Consider the following 19,060-nt stretch of genomic DNA (forward strand, 5'->3'; position numbering starts at 1 on the left):
CTACCGGCCGGCAGGCCCGAGCACGGCGCTTAGTGGAAGTAGGGAATGATGAGCCACAGACCGAAGGAGACGATTGCCCCGGCCAGGACCAGGAAGAAGCCAGCCGCTACCTCCGCGGCGTGAAGACCCTCGACCTGCCCGGCCTGGCGCTTGACGTGGACCTCGTCGAGCATACGGGCGGCTGAGGAGGTAATGAGCATGACGAAGGCCGTGACCGTCACGGTCACGAGGGTGACCATTCCCAGGGAGGCCCAGTCGATGTTGATGCCGCTCATGCTGCGTCTCCTCCCCGGGATCCGGCGCCAGCCAGTTCCTGCTTGACCTGCTCGACGGTGCGGGGCTTGCGCGTGAGCGAGGGATCGGTCTGCTTGGCCACCACCACGGTGTGGGCGTCATTGACGTTGGAGAAGTCGACCCTGTTGTGGTTGGCCTGGCGGATGATCGCCATGGCACCGGCCAGCAGGACGACGATGACCGCCAGGGTGCCCAGCGTCCCCCCGCGCACGGCGACGTAGGAGGTCAGGGCGCCTACCACGCCGGCGGCGGGCAGCGTGATGAGCCAGGCCACGCCCATCCGGCCGAAGGTGGCCCAGGAGACCTTGGAACCGCGTCCCACTCCGGAGCCGAGGATCGAACCGGTGCAGATATGCGTGGTCGACAGCGCGAAACCGAGGTGGGAGGAGGCCAGGATGGCCACCGTCGAGGCCGTCTCGGCAGCGAGGCCCTGCGGAGAGTCGATGTGGACCAGGCCCTTGCCCATGGTCCTCATGATCCGCCAGCCTCCCGAGTAGGTGCCCAGGCCGATCGCCAGGCCCGCCGTGGCGATAACCCACCACTGTGGGCCGGTGCCGACCTCCTGGTACCCGGCGGCCACGAGCACGAGGGTAATGACCCCCATCGTCTTCTGGCCGTCCGAGGTGCCGTGTGCCAGGGCCACGAGGGAGGCAGACAGCCGCTGCCCGTTGCGGAAGACCTTCTGGGAGTAGCGGTCGTTGGGACGGGCCACGCGATAGGCGATCCAGGTGGCCACCGCCGCGGCCAGGCCAGCGACGCAGGGGGCGACGAGCGCCGGCAGGACGATCTTGGACACGACCGTGCCCCAGTGCACGCCCTGCAGCCCCGCGGCCACGACGACGGCGCCGATCAGGCCACCGAACAGGGCGTGGGAGGAGGACGAGGGCAGACCGAACAACCAGGTGGCCAGGTTCCACAGGATGGCTCCGGCCAGACCTGCGAAGACCATGGCCGGTGCGGCCTGGATGAGGGCGTCGTCGAAGAGCCCACCCGAGATGGTCTTGGCCACCTCGGTGGACAGGCACGCTCCGATGACGTTGAGCACGGCGGCCACGAGGACCGCACGCTTGGGGGTGAAGGCCCCCGTCGCGACGGACGTGGCCATCGCGTTGGAAGAGTCGTGAAAGCCGTTGGTGAAGTCAAACACCAGCGCGGTGATGACCACGACGACGACGATGAAGAGGGTGCTACTCATTCCAGTCCCAGTGGGCGAGGTAGACCCACCACCCAGGACGGGTGGAGGTCAGTGCCAAGTAAACATGGCCTGACAGAATTGTTACCAGTCGGTGGCGGTTTCGGGGAGCCGAGTGGCGGCGTGGAAGACCTCCAATCGGTGCCATAGGGGGTGCGATATCTCACGGAGCGGACGACACCGGGCCTTCGTCCCGGCCGGCCCCGGTGGCGGGACCGCGGTGGCAGGAGGCAGTGCCAAGGACTCATGATGAGCACGTGAGCCCTTGTCCACCGATCCCGTCCGACGACGCCTGCCACCCGCGCCGCCGGCGCCGGCGCTCGCCTGACGCGGCCACTGCCCTGTTGCGGGCGCTGGCACCCTCGGTCTATGTGCCTACGGCCGTCTTCGCCCTGGGGTCCGGCGCCGTCCAGCCGGTGCTCGTCCTGGCGGCGACCGACGTCGGCATGTCACACGCAGTGGCAGCCGGTGTGCTGGGCCTGCTGGGAGCGGTGGGCGTGGTCTCGGCCCCCTTGACCGGGGTGCTGGTCGGAAGAGTGGGTGGGCAGCGCTCGATGGTGCTGGGCACAGCGGTAGCGGTGGCGGCCGTGATCGGGATTCTCCTGGCCATGACCGTGCCGGGCCCGCTGGCGGTGGCGGTGTTCGTGGTGGGCATCGTGGCCCAGGCGGTGGCGGCCAACCTGTGGGCGCTGGCGCGCCAGGGCTACGTCGCCGACGCCGTCCCGCCCTGGGCGCGGGCCAGGGCCCTGTCCTTCCTGGGCGGGATGATGCGCCTGGGGGTCCTGCTCGGACCCGCGATCGGTGCCGGTGCGCTGGCGGTAGCGGGCCGGCGTGGTCCCTTTGTCCTGCAGCTGCTGGCCTGCTTCGTCGCCCTGTGGGGTGTGCTGGCCTGCGCCCTGCCCGACCGCCAGCTGCGCCAGGTGCGCCGGCAGACCGGCCAGGTTGCCCATCAGCGCCAGGAGGCGACGGGCGAGCGGCCGCCGGCAGTGCGGTCACGAGTGGACCACCGTGCCACCGCAGTCGTCGCTGTGGCCATCACCTGCCTGCAGCTGCTACGCACCAACCGGACTGTCCTCGTGCCCCTGTGGGGCGCGCACCTGGGGATGAGTGACTCCCTCATCTCGCTCACCTTCGCTGCCGGCGCCCTGGTGGACGTGGCCATGTTCATCCCCTCAGGCAGGTGGATGGACCGCTACGGCCGGCTGGCGGGCATCGTCCCGGCTCTGGTCATCATGGGCGTGGCGCTGGTGGTCACGATCGTGTGGACCTCGCCCACAGGCTTCATCCTGGGGACCTGTCTCATGGGCTTTGGCAACGGCTTCGGCTCGGGGATCGTCATGACGATGGGTGCCGACCTGGCCCCGAGCCCGGGGCGCGAGCGCTTCCTAGGATGGTGGCAGGGCATCGGCAACATCGGCTCGGCGGCGGGTCCCTTCCTCGTCTCGGCGCTGACCTCCACGGCAGGTCTGGCCTCCGGCATGTGGGCGACCGCGGCGCTCGGGGTGGTCGGCGGAGCCTGGGCGCTGGTGGCCGTGCCACGCGCCTACGCCCACGCTGGGATGGACATGCGAGGGCGCGCCCGTCACTGATCCTTGGACAGGCGCCCGCGCCCGGGCAGGACCGGGATAGGGTCAGGGCGGGCCCCGGCCCTCGCACACAGGAGTATGAGATGACCAGCCAGCAACGTACCCTCCCAGGCCGCGAGGACCAGGTCGCGGCCCTCGGCATTGACCTGGGCACCACCCGCACCGTCGTGGCCGTCAGCGACCGGGGCAACTACCCCGTCCTGCCCTTCACTGACGGCGAGGGGGACGACCACTTCTACCTGCCGTCCGTCTCCGCCCTGACGCCGGCGGGCCTGGTGCACGGGTTCCGGGCCCGGCAGGCCGCCCGCCAGGGCGCGCCGTTGCTGCGCTCGCTTAAGCGGCTGCTGGCCAGTCCCCGCACCACCTGGAGCACGCCTGTGCGGCTAGGCGGTCAGGAGCTGGCAGTCGGCGAGGTCCTCACCAGCTACCTGCGGCACCTGCGCGAGGAGATCGCTGCCCTGCCGGCACTGGCTGAGGTCGATCTCGCCGCTGCCACCACGAGCGTCGTCGTCGCGGTACCGGCCCATGCCTACGGCGCCCAGCGCATGCTCACCCGGGACGCCTTCGAGGCGGCCGGCTTCCACGTCACGGCTGTTGTCAATGAGCCCTCGGCAGCCGGCTTGGAGTACACCCACCGCCGCTCCGGCACGCTATCCTCGCGGCGCACGAGGGTCCTGGTCTACGACCTGGGCGGCGGCACCTTTGACAGCTCGGTCGTGGACGTGACGGGAGGCCGGCACGAGGTGCTGGCCTCACGCGGCCTGCCGGACCTGGGAGGCGACGACGTCGACCTCCTCCTGGCTCAGATGGTCCTGGAGCGCTGCGGGACCCAGGAGGAGGACCTGTCCCCCACCGAGCTGGACGACCTGCTGGAGCAGTGCCAGGAGGCCAAGGAGGGGCTGACGCCTCAGACCAGGCGCGTCGTGGTCGAGCTGCGCGGGCAGAGCGTCGTGGTGGACACCGCTGAGATCTACCGCCGCTGCGCGCCGCTCGTGGCCAGGTCGCTCGCGGTGATGGAGCCTCTGCTGAGCCGGCTCGACGACGGCAGCCCGGACCTGAGTCACGTGGCTGGCATCTACCTCGTCGGCGGCGCCTCCGCCTTCCCGCCGGTGGCTCGAGCCTTGCGCGAGCGCTACGGCCGGCGCGTACACCGATCGCCCTACCCCGGTTCCTCCACCGCCATCGGGCTGGCCATCGCTGCTGACCCGCAGTCAGGCCTGACGTTGTCGGACCGCCTGAGCCGGGGCTTCGGGGTCTTCCGCGAGTCAGAGAACGGCGAGCGTACGAGCTTCGACGTGCTGCTGCGCCCTGACTCCGTCCAGGCCGGCGCGGGCCAGGCCACGGTGATCGAGCGAGAGTACCAGGCGGTGCACAACGTGGCTCGGTTCCGCTTCGTCGAGTGTGCGGACATTGATGAGCGTGGCGAGCCCTGCGGACGCACCTACCCTTACCAGGACGTCCTCTTCCCGCTCGAGGCCGGGCTGCGCGACCACGCCGACCTACGCCAGGTCGAGGTCAGGCGTACCGGCAACGGGCCACGGGTTCACGAACGTTACGAGGTCGACGCCGACGGGCAGATCCAGGTCACGCTCACCGATATCTCGGACGGCTACCGCCGTCGCTACGTCCTCGGACAGCGTCAGGACTAAGCGGGGGCCTTGATCAGGCTGGGCTGAGACGGTGGGGTTGCCTCACATCGCCCGGCGCTTGGCCGCGCGCCGAGCGGCCAGCTCGTCCTCGACGACCGGCACGTCACCGGCGTGGTCGGTGGGCAGCTCGGCCAGCGATCCCTCGACCTCATGCCACACGCGGCCCACGGCGATGCCGAAGACGCCCTGGCCGCCCTGGACCAGGTCGATGACCTCGTCGTTGCTCGTGCACTCGTAGACCGAGGCGCCGTCGCTCATAAGTGTGATGGAGGTCAGGTCCTCCACCCCCCGCTCGTGCAGGGCGTTGACGGCGGTGCGGATCTGCTGGAGGGACACGCCCGTGTCCAGCAGTCGCTTGACGATCTTGAGCAGGAGAATGTCTCGGAAGGAGTACAGACGCTGGGAGCCTGAGCCCTTGGCGGAACGGATCGTGGGTTCGACCAGTCCGGTGCGGGCCCAGTAGTCGAGCTGGCGGTAGGTGATACCAGCCGCACGGCAGGCGATGGGGCCCCGGTACCCGGTGTTGGTGTCGAGCTCGGGCAGCGGGTCACCGAAGAGCATCCCCTGGGTGCGCTGAAGGGCGACGTCGTGACGGATCGCTTCGTTCGCGCTCACGTGATGCTCCTGTCGGTTCGGGTGGTGGGGTGGGACCGTGGCGTGGTGGCCGCGCCAGCAGACCCCACGATAGGGGCCGAATGGGGTCTGCTCAACGAAGGGCGCGCGGCGCTGCGGCACCGACTAGGTCTCAATCTCAAGATGAGGTTCAGGCCAGACCTGAGGTAACGGCACTTTTCCTTGGTATGGCGCTGGAGTGTTGAAGATAGCCGGGAAGGTCAATGTGTGGCACCTCACATCTATAGTCACATGAGTCACACCAGTCCCGCGTGTCGCAGTGTGGTTACCGGATACCGGTCGGCCCTGCCGCGAGGTCCTGCCTCCACCGGGCCACCTTCTCCGAGATGCTCTCCTCCCCCAGGTCCACGCCCCGCAGGCGCAGCAGCCCATCAGAGGCACGCACAGGAAGGCCGCATCCGTTGGAGATCATGAGTGCCTCCCCAGGCGTGCACGGCACGCAGCGCCCAGGAGCCTGCTCGCCGGGGCTCTGGCAGGCGGCCAGCACGAGGTCGGCACGCAGGACGGCGTCGTCGTCGATGCTCAGCCTGACCTGCTCCAGCCGTCCTCCCTGTGCCTCCAGGCAGCGCTGGAGCAAGGGCGGCCAGTACCCCACCGAGCCCGCCTCCGCGCTCAGGCTCAGGCCTTCACGGGCGCTGACAGGCACGGCGAGGATGGAGGGCCCACCCTCCTGAACCAGGAGCGCGACAAGCCCTTCGTCAGGTGAGGTCGAGCGGACGGCGACCAGACGCATGTCGTGCACGTGTCCAAGGCTACGGAGCACCTGCGGCTGTGTCTGGCGAATGAGGCTCGTAAGGAAGGCCGCTTTCAGCCCAGGGACTCCAGCGAGCGGCGCAGCAGCTCCTCGTGCAGGCGCGCTACGGCTCCCGCCAGCGTGGCGGCACTCTGCTCGGCAGCCTGCGCCGAGCGGCCGCGCTGGTGCTGAACGGCGTGGTCAATGAGGTCCGCCTCGCGCTCGGCCGCGGTACGCACGGCCCGCAGGTTGCGCAGCGGCAGACCGAGCTCGTGGATCTGCATCGCCAGCTCGGCGGCGCGCAGCGCGGTGGGACGGAAGGTGCCGCGGGCGTCAGCGGCGACCACGCCGATGGAGATGAGCTCGTCCATCTGCTCCTCACTGGCCCCGGTCCGACGCATGAGCTCGTCCAGGTCCACCGGTGCGTCCTCGTCGACCAGACGCCCGTGGGAGGCCACCACGCGCGGCACACGTACCTGCGCAGGCGGCTTGCGATCCATCTGCTCCAGGCGCTGGCGGATCACCGACAGCGGGAGGTACTCGTCGCGCTGGGCAGTCAGCGTGAAGCGCAGACGCTCGACGTCGGCCTGAGAGTACTGACGGTAGCCGTTGCCCACCCGGTGGGGATGGATGAGGCCCTCGCTCTCCAGGTAGCGAACCTTGGAGATGGACAGCGCGGGGAAGCTGGGGCGCAGATGCTCGACGACCTCCCCGATCTTCATCGAGGGCTCGTGCGAGACACCCTGCGGCCAGGAGGTCGCTGGGTCGGCAGGCTCGGGACGAGGGGCAGCTTGGGACGCTGTGGCTGCCTTGCGGACGGCGGGGCTCACTGCGCGCTGGGAACGGACGGACCGGGGTGGTAGCTCATCCGGTACTTGCCGATCTGGACCTCGTCTCCTGCCCGCAAGGTGGCTTCCTCCACGCGCTGGCGGTTGACGTAGGTACCGTTGAGCGAGCCCGAGTCGCGCACGGCGTAGCCGCCGCCCTCCAGCGCCAGGAACATGGCGTGCTTACGCGAGACGGTGACGTCGTCGAGGAAGATATCCGCGTGCGGGTGACGTCCGACCGTCGTCTGCTGGGAGTCCAGCAGGAAACGGGCGCCGGTCGTCGGCCCGTGGCCCACGAGCAGCAGCGCGGTGCCCGGCGGCAGCGCCGCGATGGCCGCCCGGTCCTGCTGCGAGAGCCCGATGAGGGGAGCCTCGCGCTCGTCCGTGGCGTCAATGGCGCCGAAGGTCTGGGTCGAGGTGGGATCCGGCTGTATCGGTGTGCTCGACATCATGTCCCCCTCGGGTCGGGTGGTGCCGGTCGCACCACGTCAGCCCCACCATACCGTTGCCACACCCTCCTGTGACAACGCCAGACCAGGCCAGGACCACAGGACGGCCTGGCGCTCACCGGCGGCAACGCAACGCCCTGGCCAGGTCGTCCTGGCACTTGAGGACCAGCCGTCGCAGTGCGGTGGGCGCCTGGGGGTGGGAGGACAGCCACTGATCGACAGCCTCCAGGTCCTCGCTGTCGCCGCAGGAGGGAAAGAGCCCGATGACGATCCGGGTGGCGATCTCCTGCCCGCGCCCGTCCCACACGGCCTCCAGCCCGGCCAGGTACCGGTGGGTGAAGGAGGCGGTGAGGTCGCGGTGACTGTCCACGGCAAAGCCCTGGATGAGAGCGTCGAGATGGTCGTTGCTCAGGGAGACGTCGTCAAGGACACGAGCAAAGACCTGCTCCTTGACCTCCGTCAGCGGGAGCGAGGAGACCGCCTGGAGGTGGCGGGTGCGCCCGGAGGCCGTGGGATCGTGAGTGAGGGCCTCGTCGAGCTCGCTGCGGTCTGCCTCGCCCAGGCGCGCCAGGGCGATGAGGGTCCTCCACCGCAGGTCGTCGTCGACGGTGAGTCCGTCCAGCCCGCCGTCGTCCAGCTGGCGCAGACGGGCCGCCGTCGTCGTCACGGCCTCAGCGCCGAGCAGGCGTGAGTGCCCTGCAGCCTCGATCCAGGCGCGGGCACGTACGAGCTGGGCATCGGAGCCGGCCGGTGAGGCGAGCAGCAGCTGCCAGGCATCGGGAGAGCCGTCCTGGACGGGGCCGGCCCCGACCAACGGAGGCAGGGTCTGCGCCCGGTCCTCGGGCCTGACATAGACCAGGGCGTCATGACGGCTACGTCCCAGCAGGCTCGCCAGGGTGGCGGGCTGGGTGGCGTCGTCGGCCTGAGCGAGGACCGTTGACAGGTACTGGCTGGCGGACAGCAGTCCGTCACGCACGAGGTTGTCCAGGCTGGACCACCACAGCGAACGGGTCAGCGGGTCCTCCAGCCGTGCCAGGCAGGTCCGGGCCGTGGCCAGTGAGGCGGCGTCAGGCCGGATGACGGCGTAGGTCAGGTCCTCGTCGTTGACGGTCACGAGGTCAGGCACAGGCAGCCCGACGGCCTCGGGCAGGTCAACGCTCGCCGTCTCCAGGGTCAGCGGCAGCCGGTGGGTCCGGGTGAGCTGGCCCTCATCGTCGAAGGAGTAGAGCCCGACCACGAGCGTGTGGGGCCGGATGACGGGGTCACCCGTGGCCAGGTCAGTGCCTTCCTGACGCACGGTCAGACGCGTGATGCGCTGGCCGTCGGACTCCAGCTCGTTGGTCAGGACCGAGGGGCCGGCGGTACGCAGCCAGGCCTGCGCCCAGGCGTCCATGTCGCGTCCAGAGGCCTGACCGAGGGTGTCGAGGAACTGGGCGAGGTCGCCGTTGGCGAAGGCGTGATCGGTGAACCAGCTGCGGGCCGCCTCGAGGAAGACGTCCTGGCCCAGGTAAGCCACCAGCTGCTTGAGGACCGCTGCCCCCTTGGCGTAGGTGATGCCGTCGAAGGTCTGACGCGCGGCCTCGACGTCGTCGACGGTGGCCACGATCGGGTGGGTCGTCGCGGGCCGGGAGTCCTCGGCGTAGGCCCAGGCCTTGCGCCCCAGCGCGAAGGTCGCCCAGGCCTCCGTCCATGGTGTGGCCGTCGCCTGGGCCCAGGTGCCCTGGTTCTCAGCGAAGGACTCCTTGAGCCAGGTGTCCTCCCACCAGGTGGGCGTCACGAGGTCACCGAACCACATGTGGCACATCTCGTGCAGGATCGTGTTGGCCCGCCCTGCGTGCTGGGCACGGGTGACCGGGCCCTGAAAGAGATAGGCCTCCTCATTGAAGGTCACGCACCCGGGGTTCTCCATGGCCCCGAGGTTGTACTCGGGTACGAGCACGCTGTCGTAGGCACCCCAGGGGTAGGGATAGCCATAGGCCTCGTCGTACAGGGTCATGCCCGCGGCGGTGACCTCCAGCAGCTCGTCGGCGTCCAGGTGACGGGCCAGGCTCGCGCGGCAGGACCAGGACAGCTCGACCGGCTCGCTGTCCGGCCTCAGCGGCGAGCGCCACTGGCTGCTCACCCGGTGCCAGGGCCCGGCCGCTAGCGCCGTGAGGTAGCTGGGCAGCGGCAGGGTGGTGGCGAAGCGGGTCATCACCGCCTCAGGGAGCTCACGGGAGGGACGAGACTCCTCGACCACGCCGTTACCCAGGACGGTCCACCCGGCGGGATGAACGACGGTCAGGCGGAAGGGCGACTTGAGGTCGGGCTGGTCCATCGAGGCCCAGGCCCGCCGCGAGTCCGAGGGCTCGAAGTGGGTGTAGAGGTAGGTCGCCCCGTCGACCGGGTCGTGGAAACGGTGCAGGCCCTGACCTGAGTTGGAGTAACGACCGCGGGCCTCCACCGCCACCCGGTGCTCCCCCGCCTCTAGATCCGGCAGGGCCACGCGCGCGCCGTCCCAGGAGACCTGGACCGGGTGGTCGTCGACGCTGAGCGAGACGACCTCCTCCCCCAGGAAGTCGATCCAGGCCCCTGAGCAGGGGGTGAGCACCTGAAGGGTGAGCTCGCTGCGTACGGCGAAGCCGGTCGCCTGTGGGTCAGGAGCGCTGGTGAGGTCGATGACGACGGCGAGCTCCTGGACGCTGAGGACCTGTGAGCGCCACAAGGCCTCAGCGCGAGAGAGGTTGGTCAGCGAGGGCAGACGGTCAGGGGCCTGGCTGACACTGGCAGAGGGCTGGAACGTCATGCTCAGTTCCACTTCTCCTCAGCGCGACCCTCCTGGGCCCACAGGACGTGGTAGACGCCGCTGGGGTCGTCAACGCGGTGGTAGGTATGTGAGCCGAAGAAGTCGCGCTGGCCCTGGATCAGGGCGGCAGGCAGGCGCGGAGCGCGCAGCTGGTCGACGTAGGCCAGCGAGGAGGCGAAGGCCGGGGCTGGCACGCCGGACAGCGCAGAGACCGAGACGACCTCGCGCCACGCCGGCAGCGCGTCCTCCAGGGCAGAGGCGAAGACCGGAGCGGTCAGCAGGCTGGCCAGCTCGGGCTCCTCGGCGTAGGCGCGGGTGATGTCATCGAGGAAGCGGGCCCGGATGATGCAGCCGCCACGCCAGATCCGCGCCATCGCGCCCAGGTCCACGTCCCAGCCGTTGGCCTGAGAGGCAGTGGCGATCTCGTCGAAGCCCTGAGCGTAGGCGGCGATCTTGGAGCCGTACAGCGCCTGACGCACGGCGTCGACAAAGGCCTGGCGGTCCTCCTCGGACTCAAAGGTCACCTCGCGCTCCCCGGCCTCGATCTCGGTCTCGCGCACCGCCGCACGCTGCGGGGCGGAGGAGGACACAGCGCGGGCAAAGGTAGCTTCGGCGATCGCCGGAGCGGCCACACCAAGCTCCAGGGCGGTCTGCGTCGTCCACACACCCGTGCCCTTGTGTCCGGCAGCGTCGACGACGACGTCGACGAAGGGCTCACCGGTCGCCGGGTCAACGCGCTCGAGGACCTCGGTGGTGATGTCGATGAGGTAGGAGTCGAGCTCGGAGTCCTTCCAGGAGCAGAAGACGGCGGCCACCTCAGCCACGCTGAGCCCGGCCACGTGACGCAGGAGGTTGTAGGCCTCGGCGATAAGCTGCATATCGGCGTACTCGATGCCGTTGTGCACCATCTTGACGAAGTGGCCGGCGCCGTCGGGCCCCACGTGCGTGCAGCAGGGAACGCCGTCCACATGCGCTGAGATCGACTCCAGCATGGGGCCCAGACGCCTGTAGGAGTCCTCGGTGCCGCCGGGCATGATCGAGGGGCCCAGCAGCGCCCCCTCCTCACCTCCGGACACTCCCATGCCCACGAAGTGAATGCCCTGCTCGCGCAGGGAGGCCTCACGACGCTGGGTGTCCTTGTAGAAGGTGTTACCAGCGTCGACGATGATGTCCCCAGGCTCCAGCAGCTCGCGCAGCTGGTCGATGACGGCCTCGGTCGCGCCTCCGGCCTGGACCATGATGATCGCGACACGGGGGCGACGCAACGAGGCTACGAAGTCAGCGAGCTCCGTGGCCGGCACGAAGGTGCCCTCGCTGGCGTAGCGGCTCATGAGACGCTCGGTACGCACCGGGGTCCGGTTGAACACGGCCACCGCGTGCCCGTGGCGGGCGAGGTTCCGGGCGAGGTTGGCGCCCATGACGCCCAGGCCGTACACGCCGATGTCGGCAGAGTCGGGCTGAGGGACGAAGGTGGTGGGAGCGGCGTCGTTGGTGGCGGTCATGGTCTGCCTTTCCACGGGCTGGTCGGTCGGGCCGTCGGCGTGGTGCCGACTCTGGTGGGAGCCTATCGCTGGTAGGCGACACCAACCCTGTCAGCCCGGTCTGCCACAGGCGTAGCGCTGGAAGAGGGACTGACAGCGCCTGTCTGGGCCCGGCGCCGGAGCGCTACCAGGCCAGCGCTCGTGCCTACACTGAACGACGGCGCCCAGGTCTGGGCGTCGTCACGACGTCAGGAAGGTGCACGTGGATACTGCAGATTCCGCTCACGCTACCTCGTCCTCGCAGGCGGCTGCTGGCAGCAACCCGCTGCTGGACCCCCGCGACCTCCGCCTGCCCAGGATCGCGGATCCTTGCGTCATGGTGATGTTCGGCATCACCGGCGACCTGGCCCGCCACAAGCTGCTGCCGGCGATCTACGACCTGGCTAACCGTGGCCTGCTCTCTCCCTCCTTCTCACTGGTGGGAGTCGGACGGCGCGACTGGAGCGACGAGGACATGCGCGCCTACGTGCGTGGCAGCGTCGGGGCCCACGCCCGTACCCCCTGGCACGAGAGCATCTGGGAGCAGCTGGCCGAGGGGATGCGATTCGTGACCTTCTCCTCCTTCGAGGACGACGAGGCCTATGAGCGCCTGACCGGCGTGGTCGCCGAGCTGGACGCCAGCAGGGGCACCAGCGGCAACCGCGCCTTCTACCTGTCCATCCCGCCCGGCTGGTTCCCCGCCGTCACCCAGCGCGTGGCCGCCTCGGGACTGGTCGACGACGCCCCTGGCAGCTGGCGCCGTGTGGTGATCGAGAAGCCCTTCGGCCATGATCGGGACTCCGCGCGTGAGCTCGACTCCCTGGTGGGGCGGATCGTGCGTCCGGATGACGTCTTCCGGGTCGACCACTACCTGGGCAAAGAGACGGTGCAGAACATCCTGGCGCTGCGCTTCGCCAACACGATGTTCGAGCCGCTGTGGAACCAGGGCTACGTCGACCACGTCCAGATCACCATGGCCGAGGACATTGGCATCGGCTCGCGTGCCGGCTACTACGACACTATCGGCGCGGCACGCGACGTTATCCAGAACCACCTGCTCCAGCTGCTGGCCCTGACCGCGATGGAGGAGCCGAGCTCCATGGACGCCGCGGCCGTCCGGGCGGAGAAGGAGAAGGTGCTCGACTGCGTGCGCCTGACGCGCCACGGCGTGCTCGACCTGGACGCCACCACGGCCCGTGGCCGCTATGTCGGCGGTTTCCAGGGCGGTGTGGCCGTGCCTGGTTACACCGAGGAGCAGGGCGTGCCGCAGGACTCGACCACGGAGACCTTCGCCGCCATCCGCCTGGAGATCGCCAACAGGCGCTGGGCCGGTGTGCCCTTCTACCTCCGGGCGGGCAAGCGCCTAGCGCGGCGGGTCACGGAGGTCGCCGTCGTCTTCAAGCAGCCACCCTTCCTGCCCTTCGACCCCTCTGCCACGGCAGGGGTGGGGGCGAACACGATCGTGCTGAGGATCCAACCGGACGAGGGCATCACCATGCGCCTGGCCTCCAAGGTGCCGGGCACCCACATGGAGCTGCGCGACGTCCTGATGGACTTTGGTTACGGAGCCTCTTTCAACGAGGAGTCGCCGGAGGCCTACGAGCGTCTCATCCTGGACGCGCTGCTGGGCGACGCCCCGCTCTTCCCCCACCAGCGGGAGGTGGACCTGTCCTGGCGCATCCTGGACCCGGTGATCGAGCACTGGGCCGCGGCAGGGGTGCCTGACTCCTACCGTCCGGGCTCCTGGGGCCCGGACAGCGCCCATGACCTGCTCACCCGTGACGGCCGTACCTGGAGGCGTTCATGATCACCACCCTGACCGCGACGACGACCGACCGCATCGTCTCCGAGCTGCTTGCCGTCGAGGGCGGCTCCGGTAGCTCGCGTGTGCTCACCCTGGTCATCTCCACTGACGCCGTCGGCCTGGAGGAGGCCCTGGAGGCCGCGCACGGGGCCTCACGTGACCATCCCTGCCGCGTCATCGCCGTCGTCGCCCCGCCCGGGCGCGAGGACGCCTCTGGGCCGCGCTCACGAGACGGTCACGTCTCTGCCGAGCTGCCCGGCCACCTGGATGCCGAGATCCGGGTCGGCCACGACGCCGGGGCGGGCGAGACGCTGGTCCTGCGTCCGTGGGGAGAGGCCGCCGAGCACACCGACACCCTGGTGGTCCCCTTCCTGCTGCCCGACGTCCCTGTGGTCACCTGGTGGCCGACGACGATGCCGAGCTGCCCGGCGCAAGACCCTCTGGGCCAGCTCGCCGGCACGCGGATCACCAATACCCCGGCCCAGCCTGATCCTGTGGCCGCTCTGGCAGCTCTGGCACCCGGATACACCCGCGGAGACATCGACCTGGCGTGGACGCGGATGACGCTGTGGCGGGCCATCGTGGCCGCCACGCTCGGCCCGGTGCTGCGCGATCACCAGGTCAGTCGCGTCGCGGTGGCGGGAGAGCCCTCCAACGCCTCCATGGCACTGATGATCCGGTGGCTGCACCTGCAGGCCAGTGTCGAGGTCGAGCGGGTGGACGTGCCTGGCTTCTCTGGGATCTCCCAGGTTGCCGCCCACACGGAGGCCGGGACCTACCTCATCGAGCGCGCGGACCAGGAGCGGGTCCGGATCACCCGACCCGACGGCTCCGCGCCGCAGATCGTCACCATGCCCAGGCGTGAGCCTGTGACCACCATGAACGAGGAGCTGCGCCGGCTGACCCCGGATCTCGTCTTTGAAGAGGTGCTCGTGGCTTTCGCTGCTGATCACGGCTGCCACTGCCTGGGCCAGGAGACGGCGCAGGCCTCGCAGGCCTCGCAGTAGGGCACGGTCCCTCCCCCGGTCACCGCGCGGTGGCTCGTACACGCTCAAAAGCCTGTGCGGGCCACCGCGGCGTCGTTATCGTGGAGATATGAAGACGTTGCCACTGGGTACCTCTGACCTGACCGCCTCCAACATCGTCCTGGGCTGCATGCGCATCAGGGACAAGTCTGACGCCGAGATCCGCCAGCTCGTCTCCACGGCCCTGGAGGCCGGCATCACCATGTTCGACCACGCCGACATCTACGGTGGTGACCACGCTTGCGAGAAGAGGTTCTCCCAGGCGCTGGGATGGAGCCGCTCCGAGCGCGAGCAGGTGGTCCTGCAGACCAAGTGCGGTATCCGCGGAGGCTGGTTCGACTTCTCTGCCGAGCACATCATCACCAGCGTCGAGCGTTCGCTTACTGCGCTGGGAACTGACTATCTCGATGTCCTTCTCCTGCACCGGCCGGACGCCCTCGTTGAGCCCGAGGAGGTCGCCCAGGCCTTTGACGAGCTCCACGCCGCCGGCAAGGTGCGTCACTTCGGCGTCTCCAACCACACTCGCGGTCAGCTGGAGCTGCTGCGCGCCACGGTCCGTCAACCACTTCTGGTCAACCAGCTGCAGCTCTCCCTCACCCACGCTCCGATGATCGCTGAGGGCGTGGCCCTCAACATGCAGCACGACCAGGCCCTGTCCCGCACGGACGGGATCCTGGACTACTGCCGCCTGACGAGCACGACGATCCAGGCCTGGTCCCCCTTCCAGTCCGGCGACGGCACCGGCCCGTTCGTGGGCAACTCTAGCTACTACCTGCCGCTGAACGAGACGCTCAACCGCCTGGCGGCCGAGTACGGCGTCTCACCGGACACGATCGCGACGGCGTGGATCACGCGTCACCCGGCTGCGATGCAGGTGGTCGTGGGTACCACGAGTCCGCAGCGCGTGCGCGACGCCGTGGCAGGCAGCGAGCTGCCTCTCACGCGCGAGCAGTGGTACGAGGTCTTCCGCGCGGCCGGGTACGTCGTTCCCTGATCTCACCCGGCTCTGCCCCAGGCGGGCCGGTGGGTCGCCTGCCTGGCTATGGCTGGGGATGAGTGTCGGTGCCCCGGCCTAGCCTGGCCGCATGAACCGATCTCACCACGGCGCGGCGCGGCGCTCAGCGCCGCGACATGGGTGGCAGGCCGTCATGACGGCGGCCGCGCTCGCCGTCCTTGTCATGCTCGCTTGCGGCCTGGCGCCTGTGGCGCCGCTCGGCCCGGCCTACGCCGGGTCCACCGCCACGCAGAGCAAGGCAGGTACGCCCACGGCCTGGGATGAACGGGGTTCCCTCGTGCTGCCACCAGACCAGGCTCTGGCTGCCCTGGACCGGCTGCCGGCGGACTCACCGGCCGCCGTCTCCTGGGCGCAGGGAGGATCGCGCACCGGATGGTTCGGCGAGGCCTGGCAGGACGTGGACGGGGATGGGTGCGACACTCGTAACGAGGTCTTGGCCCGTGACCTGAGCGATGCCGACTTCTCGCGTGCCTCGGGGCTGCAGACGGCTGACCAGGGGCGGGGCGAGGGGGCGAGCGTCTGTCCTGACGCGACGGTGTGGACCGGAGTGCTGCACGATCCCTATACCGGCAAGGAGATTACCTTCCAGCGTGGACAGAACACCTCCGCCGCGGTCCAGATCGACCACGTGGTCCCTCTCAACTACCTCTACGCCCACGGCGCCTGGGCCTGGGACCAGCGCACCAGGCTCCTGGTAGCCAATGACCCCCTCAACCTCCTGGCGGTCGACGGCGAGGCCAACAGCGCCAAGGGTGCGTGCGGCCCCGCCACCTGCCCCGTGGGTACGAGTGAGACCGGTACCTGGACGACGGCGAGCGGCTCGGGCTGGTGGCCGCCGGATCCCGGGTTCCGCTGCGAGTACGCCCAGCGTTTCGTCTCCGTCCTGGCGGCCTACCGCCTTGGTGTGCCTGACGCCGACCGCCAGGCGCTGGCCGAGGTGCTGGGCAGCTGCACGCAGGCAGGCGATGGACAGGTCTCATGGCTCAAGCAGCTGTCAGGACTACGTCCTGGGGTGCTGGCGAGGGCCACTGCCCGTCCTCCCGTCGCCCTGCCACTGGGACTGGGACTGGCCCTGACAGGTGGAGCGCTCCTGCTGTGGCACCGGCGCCGTCGTTAGGATGCCGCCATGGTGAGCAAGGAGACCGTCCGGGCACAGGCACTGGCTGCGGCGGCCGAGTCCGGCGGACCCGCCTCGGCCAGGGTGGATGTGTGGCTGTGGGCGGTGCGCCAGTGCAAGACCCGTTCAGCTGCGACGGCAGCCTGCAAGGCCGGGCACGTACGGGTCAACGGGGAGCCTGTCAAGCCTGCCCAGCACGTCGTCGTCGGGGACGAGGTGCGCTACCGGGTGGACGGCTTTGACCGAATCCTCCTGGTCACTCAGATTCTTCTCAAGAGGGTCGGTGCTCCCGTAGCACGGCGTGCCTACGCCGACTTCTCCGCGCCACGTCCCTCTCCCCTGGACGCACCGGCCGCGATCATCCGCGACCGGGGTGCCGGCCGGCCCACGAAGAAGGAACGGCGCGCCCTGGATGCGCTGCGCGCGGGCGTGCCTGACGTGGACATCGAGCACATCCTCGACGTCGACTAAGACACCCCAGGAAGGATCACCATGTCCAAGCGCACTCGGGCCGCAGCCGTCTCCGCATTGGTACTCTCGGGGCTGGCCGGACTCGGCGCCGTTGGCGTGGTGGCCAGGCAACGGTCCCTGGCCGGGGACCTGGCTCGTGTCCAGCCAGGCTTGCGTGCGCCGCTGCTGGTTCTGGGCCGGGGTCAGGACGGTGAGCCGGGCACGGTGCGTCCCGGCAACCTCTTTCAGCGGGCCAGCAAGGCGCAGGAGCTGTTCACCCCTGCCGGGCTCGGCACCCGCCGCATGCTGAGCACACCGCAGGGTCCCGTCAGCGCATGGCTCTATGAGACTGCGCACCGGGCGGAGCAGGCTGGTAGCGGTGCGCTTGTGTGGATCCACGGCGGAGGGCTCGTGGGTGGGTCCCCCGCCCAGGACCACGCCCTGTGCTCTCGTTTGGCTACTGACCTGGGATGCCTCGTGGTCTGCGTCGACTACCGCCTGGCACCTCAGCACCCCTACCCCGCGGCCATCGACGACTGCTTCGGCGCCCTGGCCTGGCTGCATGAGAACGCCTCAGACCTTGGCGTTGATCCTGAGCGTCTTGCCGTGGGTGGTGCCAGCGCCGGGGGCGGCCTGGCCGCCTGCGTGGCCCAGCGTGCCAGGGACGCGGGAGTGCCGCTGGTCTTCCAGCTCCTCATCTACCCCATGCTCGATGACCGAACCGGTGCCGGAGGCCAGGAGGTCCCTGGCCGCGGCGAGTTTGTGTGGACCGCTCGCTCCAACGCGCAGGGCTGGCAGGCCTATCTGGGGCACCCCGCGGGCGAGGAGGAGACTCGGCCCTGGGCAGCGGCAGCCCGCTGTCAGGACCTTGCTGGTCTGCCGGCGGCCTGGATCGGCGTGGGAGACCTCGACCTCTTTCTTGACGAGGACCTGGATTACGCCCGCCGTCTGGAACAAAGCGACGTGCCGGTCACCGTCCACGTGGAGCCCGGGATGTACCACGGTGCGGACTTCTGCACCTGGTCGCCGCAGATGCGCGCCTTCCGTACCCAGGCCGTGGAGGCGCTGGGATCGGCGTTCAGGCCTCGGCCCTGAGCAGCTCCTCCAGGACGCGCAGGACTCCTTGCTCGGTGTTAGCCGGCGCCTGGAACCGGGCGGCAGCCAGCACGTCCGAGTGGGCGTTGGCCATAGCGAAGGTCATCTCCGCCTCGTCGAAGAGCTCGACGTCATTGAGGTAGTCCCCGAAGACAGCCGTCTGTGCCGGTGTGACGCCCAGACGCTGCTGGAGGATGGCCAGGGCCCGCCCCTTAGAGGCCTTCGCCGACATGAGGTCGGTCCAGTGCAGCCCTGAGACCACCGTCTGCAGTTGCGGGGCGGCAGCGGCCAGGTGGGGTGCGGACAGGCGCTCGGCGTCAACAAAGTCGTGGACCGCGACCTTGAGGACGTCGTCCAGGCTCAGCGCAGTCAGGTCCGCCACCACCTGGCGCGAGGCGTAGTAGGTGTCCACCTCCGCCAGAAAGCTCTCATCGGTGCGCTCGACGTAGGCGACCTGCGGGGTGGCCACGACTGCTCCGACGTCGAGCCCGTGGCCAGGGCCCGCCAGCTGACGGACAGTCTGGATGACCGTGACGGCCTGCTGGCGCGTGATCGTGTCGCGGAAAAGCTCGCGGTCGCCGTCGACGACGATCGTGCCGTTCTCGGCAATGATCGCGGTGTCCGCCACGAGCTCGCCGAGCGTGTGGCGCAGGTTGGCGAGCTGACGCCCCGAGGCCGGGCAGAAGACGATCCCGCGCTCGCGCAGACGAGCCACGACCTCAGCCAGGCCCGATGGCACCCGACCCTCGCCGTCGAGCAGCGTGCCGTCCATGTCGGTGACTACCAGGCGCAGGCGGGAGGCGTCTGCGGCCGGCGTGCCTGGACGCAAGGGAGTGATGACGGAGCGAGGGGTCGGGGCGTCAGCAGTGCGCATGGTGGGATCTTC

Annotated in this window: 17 protein-coding genes; 8 read left to right on the forward strand and 9 right to left on the reverse strand. The window is 69.6% G+C overall.

Annotated elements, in window-relative coordinates:
- Positions 1 to 29 precede the first annotated feature (29 nt).
- Together CYJ26_RS00945 and CYJ26_RS00950 are read right to left on the reverse strand one after the other, a co-directional pair.
- Positions 30 to 275, reverse strand: a complete 246-nt coding sequence (locus CYJ26_RS00945; RefSeq protein WP_006549722.1) for a hypothetical protein — start codon at positions 273 to 275, stop codon at positions 30 to 32.
- Positions 272 to 1,489, reverse strand: a complete 1,218-nt coding sequence (locus tag CYJ26_RS00950; RefSeq protein WP_006549721.1) for an inorganic phosphate transporter — start codon at positions 1,487 to 1,489, stop codon at positions 272 to 274. Before CYJ26_RS00950 ends, CYJ26_RS00945 begins: the two co-directional genes overlap by 4 nt.
- 254 nt (positions 1,490 to 1,743) lie before the next feature.
- On the opposite strand from CYJ26_RS00950, the gene CYJ26_RS00955 reads away from it, so the two are divergent.
- Entirely contained in the window at positions 1,744 to 3,075 is a 1,332-nt protein-coding gene (locus CYJ26_RS00955) for an MFS transporter (RefSeq protein WP_244901984.1), read from the forward strand.
- Positions 3,076 to 3,155: 80 nt separating this feature from the next.
- Positions 3,156 to 4,721, forward strand: coding sequence for an Hsp70 family protein (locus tag CYJ26_RS00960; protein ID WP_101637784.1), 1,566 nt, complete (start codon positions 3,156 to 3,158; stop codon positions 4,719 to 4,721).
- 42 nt (positions 4,722 to 4,763) lie between these two features.
- Here the strand turns inward: CYJ26_RS00960 and CYJ26_RS00965 are convergent, their stop codons facing one another.
- The 6 genes from CYJ26_RS00965 to gndA form a co-directional block, all read right to left on the reverse strand.
- Positions 4,764 to 5,282 carry a MerR family transcriptional regulator gene (locus tag CYJ26_RS00965; RefSeq protein WP_034235498.1) on the reverse strand — a complete coding sequence of 173 codons (519 nt, stop codon included), beginning with the start codon at positions 5,280 to 5,282 and terminating at the stop codon, positions 4,764 to 4,766.
- Positions 5,283 to 5,619: 337 nt separating this feature from the next.
- Entirely contained in the window at positions 5,620 to 6,096 is a 477-nt protein-coding gene (locus CYJ26_RS00970; protein WP_050765692.1) for a DUF151 domain-containing protein, read from the reverse strand.
- A gap of 65 nt (positions 6,097 to 6,161) precedes the next feature.
- Entirely contained in the window at positions 6,162 to 6,809 is a 648-nt protein-coding gene (gene ftsR / locus CYJ26_RS00975) for a transcriptional regulator FtsR (protein ID WP_006549715.1), read from the reverse strand.
- 104 nt (positions 6,810 to 6,913) lie between these two features.
- Complete coding sequence (locus CYJ26_RS00980; RefSeq protein ID WP_024035921.1) at positions 6,914 to 7,363, reverse strand: FHA domain-containing protein; 450 nt, start codon at positions 7,361 to 7,363, stop codon at positions 6,914 to 6,916.
- 115 nt (positions 7,364 to 7,478) lie between these two features.
- A complete protein-coding gene (gene pepN, locus CYJ26_RS00985) occupies positions 7,479 to 10,148 on the reverse strand; it encodes an aminopeptidase N (RefSeq protein ID WP_006549713.1) in 2,670 nt (889 codons plus the stop codon).
- A 2-nt stretch (positions 10,149 to 10,150) separates the two neighbouring features.
- The gene (gndA, locus tag CYJ26_RS00990) at positions 10,151 to 11,650 is read right to left on the reverse strand and encodes an NADP-dependent phosphogluconate dehydrogenase (protein WP_006549712.1); all 1,500 of its coding nucleotides are present in this window, start codon (positions 11,648 to 11,650) and stop codon (positions 10,151 to 10,153) included.
- 241 nt (positions 11,651 to 11,891) lie between these two features.
- Here gndA and zwf point away from each other — a divergent pair, with 241 nt between their 5' ends.
- The 6 genes from zwf (at position 11,892) to CYJ26_RS01020 (ending at position 18,174) form a co-directional block, all read left to right on the forward strand.
- Positions 11,892 to 13,475, forward strand: coding sequence for a glucose-6-phosphate dehydrogenase (zwf, locus tag CYJ26_RS00995; RefSeq protein WP_006549711.1), 1,584 nt, complete (start codon positions 11,892 to 11,894; stop codon positions 13,473 to 13,475).
- Positions 13,472 to 14,479: a glucose-6-phosphate dehydrogenase assembly protein OpcA gene (locus tag CYJ26_RS01000; RefSeq protein ID WP_101637785.1), complete on the forward strand. Its 1,008-nt coding sequence runs from the start codon at positions 13,472 to 13,474 to the stop codon at positions 14,477 to 14,479. The genes zwf and CYJ26_RS01000 overlap by 4 nt, the downstream gene beginning before the upstream one ends.
- A gap of 88 nt (positions 14,480 to 14,567) precedes the next feature.
- On the forward strand, positions 14,568 to 15,491 hold the full coding sequence (locus CYJ26_RS01005; RefSeq protein WP_006549709.1) for an aldo/keto reductase: 924 nt from the start codon (positions 14,568 to 14,570) through the stop codon (positions 15,489 to 15,491).
- A gap of 154 nt (positions 15,492 to 15,645) precedes the next feature.
- On the forward strand, positions 15,646 to 16,629 hold the full coding sequence (locus CYJ26_RS01010) for an HNH endonuclease family protein (protein WP_034235324.1): 984 nt from the start codon (positions 15,646 to 15,648) through the stop codon (positions 16,627 to 16,629).
- A 9-nt stretch (positions 16,630 to 16,638) separates the two neighbouring features.
- On the forward strand, positions 16,639 to 17,100 hold the full coding sequence (locus CYJ26_RS01015) for an RNA-binding S4 domain-containing protein (protein ID WP_006549707.1): 462 nt from the start codon (positions 16,639 to 16,641) through the stop codon (positions 17,098 to 17,100).
- 21 nt (positions 17,101 to 17,121) lie between these two features.
- Positions 17,122 to 18,174 (forward strand): alpha/beta hydrolase, encoded by a 1,053-nt coding sequence (locus tag CYJ26_RS01020; protein WP_006549706.1) that lies wholly within the window; start codon positions 17,122 to 17,124, stop codon positions 18,172 to 18,174.
- Here CYJ26_RS01020 and CYJ26_RS01025 read toward each other — a convergent pair.
- On the reverse strand, positions 18,158 to 19,048 hold the full coding sequence (locus tag CYJ26_RS01025; protein ID WP_024036381.1) for an HAD family hydrolase: 891 nt from the start codon (positions 19,046 to 19,048) through the stop codon (positions 18,158 to 18,160). The genes CYJ26_RS01020 and CYJ26_RS01025 overlap by 17 nt on opposite strands.
- Positions 19,049 to 19,060: the final 12 nt, after the last annotated feature.

Source organism: Actinomyces urogenitalis (assembly GCF_002861525.1).
Taxonomy (GTDB): Bacteria; Actinomycetota; Actinomycetes; order Actinomycetales; family Actinomycetaceae; genus Actinomyces; species Actinomyces urogenitalis.